The following is a 9,189-nucleotide window of genomic DNA, read 5'->3' as shown; positions in this document are numbered from 1 at the left end:
TACAGACCAAAAGAAATCGATAAGAGCACATTTTACGCTTAAGCGATAAAAGTAATTTAAGAAGAGAGAAAGATAAATAACTAAAATATTTATAAGACGTCTAAACAATTAGTTTAGGCGTTTTTGGTATAAAGTTATCTGTATAATAAAATAGTTGTAAATTTATAGTATTATAAAATTAAGATGCTGAATAAAATTTTACCAATATTGTTTGTGTTATTTTTTCTTCATTTTGGAGTAAAAGCACAAGAAATATCTATTTTCCAACAATTTAATGGTCGTTTTGATTATTTAGCAATTGGAAACACGTTAAATCAAGCAGAAAATAACGGGCAATCATTTTGTGAAATCCTACCTTCATCTCAAGCAAATTTAAGTGTAGATAATTCTTCAACAGTAATAGCGGCTTATTTATATTGGGCTGGTTCTGGGTTAGGAGATACAGAAGTTTCCTTTAATGGAACACAGATTATTGCTCAAGAAACTTTTAATACCATTTCTACAAATACTACATTTGGTGACTTAAATTATTTTGCTTGTTATGCAGACGTAACAAATCAAATTCTATCTGAAGGTAACACAACCTATACACTTTCAGATTTAGACATTTCAGAAACGTTAGTAAATAATCCTGGTCACTGTGCAATTCGTACAAATTTTGCAGGTTGGAGTTTATATGTCATTTTTGAAAATAGTGCATTGCCTTTAAATCAAGTTAATTTATTTCATGGCTTAGAAATAATAGATAGAAATGTTAACGAAAAAACTATTTTTCTGGACAATGTAAATGTTCTAGATAACGAAGACGCAAAAATAGGTTTTTTAGCCTGGGAAGGTGATAATAGTTTAAATTTTGGAGAGAGCCTATCTATAAATGGAAACGTAATTTCTAATCCGCCATTAAATTTAGGAGACAATGCTTTTAACGGTACAAATACTTTTACAAACTCTAATACCTTTTATAATGGAGACTTAGATGTTTACAGTATAGAAAACAATATTGCTATTGGAGATACTCAAGTAGAGATTACACTAACAACTGGTGACATAAACCCTAATACTGGTGGTTTTAGCGCAGATTTAATAATAATAAACAATATTATTACTGTTTTAAACAGTCAGTTACCAGATGCAACAATAACTATAGACACTGTAAATATTAGCTGTACCTCAAGGGAAGTAACAGTTAATTATACTGTTTTTAATACAAATAGCACAGACAGTTTACCTGCAAATACTCCTATTGCTTTTTATGTAGAAGGACAATTAATAACACAAACAGAAACCGAAAACAGCATTTCAATTAACGGTAGTGAAAGTGGCACAATTGCAATCTCGATTCCAACATCTACTCCTGATAATTTTCTATTAAATATTATTGTAGATGATGATGGCACTGGAAATAGTACAGTTATAGAAATTATTGAAACAAACAATACAGACGCTATTGTAGTTAATTTATTTCCAGAGCCAACTATTTCCAATTTATCCAATTTAGAATCATGTGATGTAGGTTTTAACACCGCAATATTTAATTTAAATGATATATTGTTAGAAATTGACTTAACAGATTTCTTAAGTTTTAGTTTTTTTGAAACACTTGAAGATTTAGAACAGGATACAAATAGCATTATTAATCCTGAAAATTACCAATCATTAACTACTCCTCAAACCATCTATTTAAAAGCTGAAAAAGACAGCTGTTTTGATATCTTTATATTTCAACTTAATACAGAAAATTGCCCACCACACATACCTGAAGGTTTTTCTCCTAACAATGATGGTTTTAATGATTTTTTCAATATTCAAGGTCTCTACACAATCTTTGAAAAACATGAATTATTAATTTATAGCAGATATGGTAATCTTATTTTTAAAGGTAATGATAACTTAAAATGGCATGGCATCTCTAATCATGGAATTAACAAAGGCAAACTTATGCCTACAGGAACTTATTTTTATGTTTTAAATCCAAACGAACCTAATTTCAGTAAATATATTGGATGGGTTTATTTAAACCGTTAAAAAAAAATGCGCTTCATCGAAAAAATTTGTATTTAAACCAATAAACGTTAATTTTATACCTTTAAACATATGTAAGGTTGATTAACAACTTTACTAGAATTTTATTACACCCCAAAGATGAAATATAAATTCCTAACACTATTAGTTACCTTATTCTACCTACAAATAGGATATGCGCAACAAATTACAGTAGATGATTCTCAAACACCAGAACAATTAATTAATGCGTTAATTGAAGGCTGCGTTGAAGTCTCAAACATATCAAGTCCAATAAACGGTAGCGTTAACGGCTTTTCTAGTTTTGGCTATTTTGAAAAAGGAAATTCTAATTTTCCGTTCGAAAATGGAATTGTGTTATCATCTGGAAATGTAAACTCTGCTGGAAATGCACAAAATACAAATGCATTAAACGAAGGTGATACTAACTGGCAAACAGATCCAGATTTAGAAGTTGCACTAGGGATTAATAATACACTTAATGCGACTTCAATTGAATTCAATTTTATTTCTGCTACTAGCAGTATCAATTTTAATTACATTTTAGCTTCAGAAGAATATTTTGCCGATTTCCCATGTATTTACTCTGATGGTTTTGCTTTTTTAATAAAAGAAGCTGGAACAGCCCAACCGTATCAAAATATAGCAGTAGTTCCTGGAACTGCAACTCCAGTCAACACAAGTACCATTCATGAGGAAATTGTTGGCTTTTGTGATGCAGAAAACGAAAGTTTTTTTGAGGGCTATAATATAGGAGACACAAATTTTAATGGTAGAACAACAATACTATCTGCATCTGCTACTATTACACCTAATGTAGCCTATAATATTAAATTAATAATAGCAGACCAAACCGATAGAAATTTCGATTCAGCAGTATTTATAGAAGCTAATAGTTTTAATAATAGTGTAGATCTAGGCGCAGATTTTTCAACTTGTAATACTTCTACAAGTTTAAGTGCAGAAACTAATAATTCACAAGCAAGTTACGAATGGTTTTTAGATAACACGATTATTAATGGCGAGACTAATAGCACACTAACTGCAACAAGTTCAGGTTCTTATTCTGTATTAATTACAGTGCCATTAAATGGGACTACATGTAACTTTGAAGATGATATTAACATTGTTTTAAACTCTATACAAAGTTTTCCTCAGTTAGGAGATTTTAATCAATGCGATGATATAAGTAACGATGGAGAAGAAAATTTTGACTTAACAAGCCTTAACACTCAAGTTGAGTCTAATATTCCTGCTTCAAATTATACGATAACGTATCACGATTCTAATCAAAATGCGGTTGATGGCACAAACGAATTTAGCAATATTAATAATACTGAAAACCCACAAACCATTCATATTCGTGCATTAGATATTAATTCTGGCTGTGTTTACATTTCAACTCTAGCATTAATAGTCAATCCAACACCAACAATTACAGATCCTTCTAACGTAGAAATCTGTAGTAATGGAAGTGGTGATACATTACTAACAGATAGTGATGCAGAAATTACAAATAACAACACTAACTATAGTGTTACTTACCACTTCTCTCAAGTAGATGCAAATTCTGGTGCATATGCTATAGCTTCACCCTATACACCTACAAATCCTACAGAACAATTATTTATTAGGGTTGTTGATGTTACTACTGGTTGTACAGCTTTTACAGCTATTACATTAGAATCTTTAGAAAGTCCAAATGTTAATAATACACCACAACAAATAAACGCTTGTGAGCAAGATGATGATGGATTTGAAATTTTCGATTTAACTAGTGTTATTAATGACGTTTTACAAGGTGCAACAAACGTTATAGTTACGTATCATGTAACACAAGACGATGCAAATAACGATATTAATCCTACAGCAGATCCTACACAGTTTCAAAATACAACTCAAGATTTACAAATAGTTTTTATTAGAATTGAAAGCGATAATAACTCATGCTACGAAATAGTACCTATAGAATTACACACCAATATCCTAGTAACTGGAACAAATATTAGAAACTTTGGTACTTGCGATGAAGCTCCAGACGATGGTCAAGCAACTTTCGATTTGATGGCTATTACAGAAGTTATTGCTAATGACTTAGAAAACATTATAATTACTTATTACGAGACTGAAGAGGATTTAAACGCCAATACAAACCCAGTTGATGATACTGTACTCTACGAAGTGCAAAATAACTTTCAACAACTCTATCTATTAATTGAAAATCCAGACTGCACGACCATTACAGAAATAGTATTAAACGTAAACATCTCTGTTACAATATTAAACAACGATCCTGTAACGTATTGCGATACAGATGACGATACCCTAACCTCTATAGAATTATCTACTTTTAACACTATGGTAAATATAGGTATAGAAGATGCTGTGGTTTCTTATTTTGAAACTGAAACAGATGCTGAAGCTAATATTAACACCTTAGCACCTTTTTACGATAATACTGTAAGTCCATTTACTATTTATGTTAGAGTTGCAGATGGTGAAACAGGATGTTTTGATGTAAAACCTCTACAAGTAGAAGTTATTCCTGCTCCTGCTGTAAATCCAGCTTCAGGTTTTGTTATTTGCGATGACGACCAAGATGGTTTATCTATAATCGATTTAACCTCAAGAAATACTGAAATTAATACAGAAACAACCACAGTTATCTCTTATTACCTAACACAAGCAGATGCTAATAATACTGTAAACGAAATTACTAATAGCACAAATTACAATGCTGCAACTTCTACTGTTTTTGCTAAAGTTGAAAATAATATTACTGGTTGTTATGCGTTAACACCAATAACTATTATAGTGAATACATTACCAGATTTTACAGCAATTTCAAATTTTATACATTGTGAAACAGATGGAGACCAAATAGGAAACTTTATTCTAGTAGAAAAAGACACAGAAATTTTAAATGGACAAACCGGAAAGGAAGTCTTTTATTTTGAAACTCAAAACGATGCTTTAAATAGTACTAATAGTATAGATAAAAATATAATTTACAATAATACTTCACAGTTTCAAACTTTATATGTGAGAGTAGAGAACCTTTCAGACACAAGTTGCTTTGGTATTTCTAGTTTTCTTTTAGAAGTTGGTTCAGAGCCTATTTTTAATGCGCCTTTAGATGTTATTGTTTGCGACGACAATTCTAATGATGGTTTTGAAACCTTTAGTTTAGACGATAAAACACAAGAGATTATAGCCAATAGTACAGATACTTTAACTGTTACTTATTACCTAAATTTAGAGGATGCTGAAACTGAAACTAATCCTATTGTTGGAGATTCGTTTACAAACACTGTAAATCCACAACAGCTATTTGCAAGTATAGATAATGGTACTTTTTGTAAAGGTATTACAACCTACGAGTACAATGTTATACAAGTCCCAATTATTGGTAATGCGCCAGATTTAAGTGATTGTGATACAGATACAGATGGTAGTGTTATATTCGATTTAACACAAGTTGAAATAGATGTTGTTGCGATTAGACAGGACAATACTGTTATAAATTTTTATGCAAATGAAGAAGACTTACTAGCAAATACAAACCAAATTACAAATCCAGAAACATATACTAACATTACTAACCCACAAACGGTTTACATAGAGGTTTACAATACTGTTTCTAATTGTGGTGCCTCTGTTCCTTTTCAATTAATAGTAAATTTACCACCAGAAATTGAAGATATCGAATTCTATGATATTTGCGTAAATGAAAACAATTTATTTAATTTAACCGAAACTACAGAAGCTTTAATTGGTGTACAAGAAAATATAATACTTACCTTCTACTCTAGTTTAGTAGATGCCCAAACGTCTCAAAATAGTTTAGATACAAATTACAACTACACAACTAATAACGACACCCTTTTTGTAAGCGCAGTATTTAGTACAACTGGCTGTTTTAGTATAAGTTCGTTTACATTAAGAATTAATGCACTACCAACTTTAAATTTACAAGATATAGAAGCGTGTGATGACGATTTCGACAACCAACTAATTGTCGATTTAACAACACAAACCATAGTTATTCTTGGTAATCAAAATCCAATTAATTTTACAATCAATTATTTTGAAACAGAAAATGATGCTTTAAATAACACCAATGCTATTTCAAATTTAAATTACAACGCAGAAAACGAACAAGTACTTTATGTACGTATAGAGAACACAACTACAAACTGTTTCTTGACTGGGAATTTTAATGTTTATATAAATAGAAAACCAGAAGTAGATATTCCTAATCAGGTAGTTTGTATAGACAATTTACCATTAATGGTTTCTGCCGAAACTAGTATTCCTTCAGATGCTTATTTATGGTCAACAGGAGACACAACTGCTGTTGTAGATATTACAGAAATTGGAAACTATACTGTTACAATAACAACTGCTTTTGGTTGTACAACAACCTCTAGCTTTAATGTTACTGCATCTCAACAGGCTTTAGTCGATTTTGACATCTCTCCTGCTTTTCAAGATCCACATACAATAATTGTTGAGACTTCTGGAATAGGAAATTACATCTATCAATTAAACGATAATGAACCACAAGCCTCTAACATATTTAACAATGTACCAATTGGTGCGCATTTTATTACAGTAATAGATCTTAATGGTTGCGAGCCAACACCTGCTAAAAAAATATTTGTAATAGATGCGCCACAGTTTGTAACACCAAATGGAGATGGCTTTTTCGATACTTGGCATATTACAGGTGTTAGCCAATTAGAAGGTACAGTTGTTACTGTCTCTGATCGTTACGGAAAGCTTTTAAAAGTTTTAAAGCATAATGATTACGGTTGGGATGGACGCTACAATGGCAACTTGATGCCAGCAAACGATTATTGGTTTGTAGCAGATGTTGTAAATGGAAACCAAAAATTCCAAGTTAAAGGACATTTTGCATTAAGATTATAATGCGTCTTTAACATTAATTTCACTTATTATATTTAAGGACTTCTTTATCTTTGCATGCTGTTGTTATGATAAAGAAAACTCTTATATTATTAATCTTGCTAATCGCAATATCTACTAATGCTCAAAACATTACTGTAGACAGCCAAACTTTTACTCCTCAGCAACTTATAGAAGACATTTTAATAGATAGTAATTGTATTACTAATGTTGTAGTTACAGAAACTATTGGTGGCGATTTTGGAGGTGCAGACCAGAGTTATGGTTTTTTCGATGCTACAGGAACAACCTTTCCTTTTCAAAGTGGTATTGTGCTAAGTACTGGAAGACTCTCAAATGTGCCAGGACCTAATGATAATTTAAGTGATGATGATGCAGCAGGTTGGATTGGTGATGCAGATTTAGAAGAAGCACTCCAAGAGTCTCCAACATTTAATGCAACATTTATTGAGTTTGATTTTACATCTGTTGCTAACCAAATTAGCTTTCGCTATATTTTTGCTTCAGAAGAGTACCAAGAAGGCAATTCGAATACTTGTAATTTCTCAGATTTATTTGGTTTTCTAATAAAACCAGTAAATGTAGCAGGTTCAGAGTTTGAGAATATAGCACTAATTCCAGGCACACAAACTCCAGTTAAAGTTACCACTGTGCATTCTGGTATTCCTAATGCTTGCGATCCTATTAATGAAACTTTTTTTGGAAATTGGAATGACTCTAATTATCAACCCATAAATTTTAATGGTCAAACCACTATTCTAACTGCAACTGCTAATATAATTCCTAATACTGTTTATAGTGTAAAATTGGTTATTGCAGACGAGTTTAATGAACGTTTTGACTCTGCTGTTTTTATGGAAGCTGGTAGTTTTGAACTCACAACAGATTTAGGTCCAGACAGACTTTTAGCAACCAATACTCCTGTTTGTGGCACAAAAACCATTACACTAGACGCTACACAATCTGGAACACCAACTTACAGATGGTTCGAGAATGGTATTGAGCAAACTGCCCAAACAACGAGTAATTATAATGTTACTGGAACAGGAACTTATAATGTAGAAGTAACCTTAGATAATGGCTGTGTTTCTTTTGGAGAAATTACTATAGAATATGCTCCAGAACCTGTTATTAGCGACACCATACTTTTTGAGTGCGACAGCAATCAAGACGGATTAACAACTTATAATTTATTTGATGCTTCAGACAGTGTTACAAATGATGATCCAAACTTAGGCATTTTAGCTTTCTATAATTCTAATGCAGATGCTGATGCAGAAGTTAATCCAATTCAGGATTTTAATAATTTTAATAATACACTAGCCATGCAACGTGTTTATGCAGCTGTAGTAAGCCAAGTTTCAGGCTGTAAAGCTGTAGCTGAAATAATTCTGGACATTTCTACAAACACATTATCGCTTCAAGAATTTGACACTTGTGATGATGCCATTGTAGATGGTTTTTCTATATTTAATTTAAATGAAGTTATAACTGATTTACAACCGCAAATTCCTGCAAATTCAACTGTTACATTTTACACAAATAGTACTGACGCTTTTTCCGAAACCAATAGCATTAGCGGAAACTTTAACAATACAGTTGCTAACTCGCAAACCATTTTTGTAAAAGTGACCACAGATACAAACCAATGTTATGCTATTTCAGAATTAACACTTAATGTATTGTATGCACCACAGCTATTAGAAAGTGAAACACTAAAATACTGTTTAAATATATTTCCAGAAACCATTACGCTTTTTGCTGGTGTTACTAATGATATTCCTGAGAATTTTACTTACCAATGGTTACTTAATGGCACAGATACAGGAATTATAGCACCAACATTGGAAGCTAATGAAATTGGAACATATACTGTTATAGCATCAGATGGAAATGGCTGTTCTAACACTAGAGATTTAGTAATATTAGCTTCAAACGAAGCAACAATAGACAATCTACAATTAACCAACAACAATACAGCAATAGTTACTGTTTCTGGAGATGGTGATTACGAATTTGCTATAGATAACGCATTTGGTATTTATCAAGACTCAAATACATTTTCTAACATAGATCCTGGTTTTCATACCATTTATGTTCGTGATAAAAATGGCTGTGGAAACACTTCAATAGAATTTTCAATATTAGGATTTCCAGATTTTTTCACACCTAATAATGATACTTTTAACGACGTTTGGAAACCTTTAGGAACTTCAACAGATTTTAACTCTAATCTAG

At 31.6% G+C, this 9,189-nt stretch carries 3 protein-coding genes; all 3 read left to right on the top strand.

The annotated features are described in order from the left end of the window. The first annotated feature begins 183 nt into the window (after positions 1-183). Complete coding sequence (locus tag Q0C58_RS04325) at positions 184-2,025, top strand: gliding motility-associated C-terminal domain-containing protein (RefSeq protein WP_290698002.1); 1,842 nt, start codon at positions 184-186, stop codon at positions 2,023-2,025. Between the two features lie 117 nt (positions 2,026-2,142). After that, entirely contained in the window at positions 2,143-6,954 is a 4,812-nt protein-coding gene (locus Q0C58_RS04320) for a T9SS type B sorting domain-containing protein (RefSeq protein ID WP_290698000.1), read from the top strand. A gap of 95 nt (positions 6,955-7,049) precedes the next feature. Continuing rightward, on the top strand, positions 7,050-9,189 hold a 2,140-nt coding region (locus Q0C58_RS04315), incomplete at its 3' end, for a choice-of-anchor L domain-containing protein (RefSeq protein ID WP_290697998.1).

The organism is Lacinutrix sp. (assembly GCF_023299985.1).
GTDB lineage: Bacteria > Bacteroidota > Bacteroidia > Flavobacteriales > Flavobacteriaceae > Lacinutrix.
Note: the sequence above shows the minus strand (reverse complement) of the source record. Positions and strands in the feature narration are given on the sequence as shown.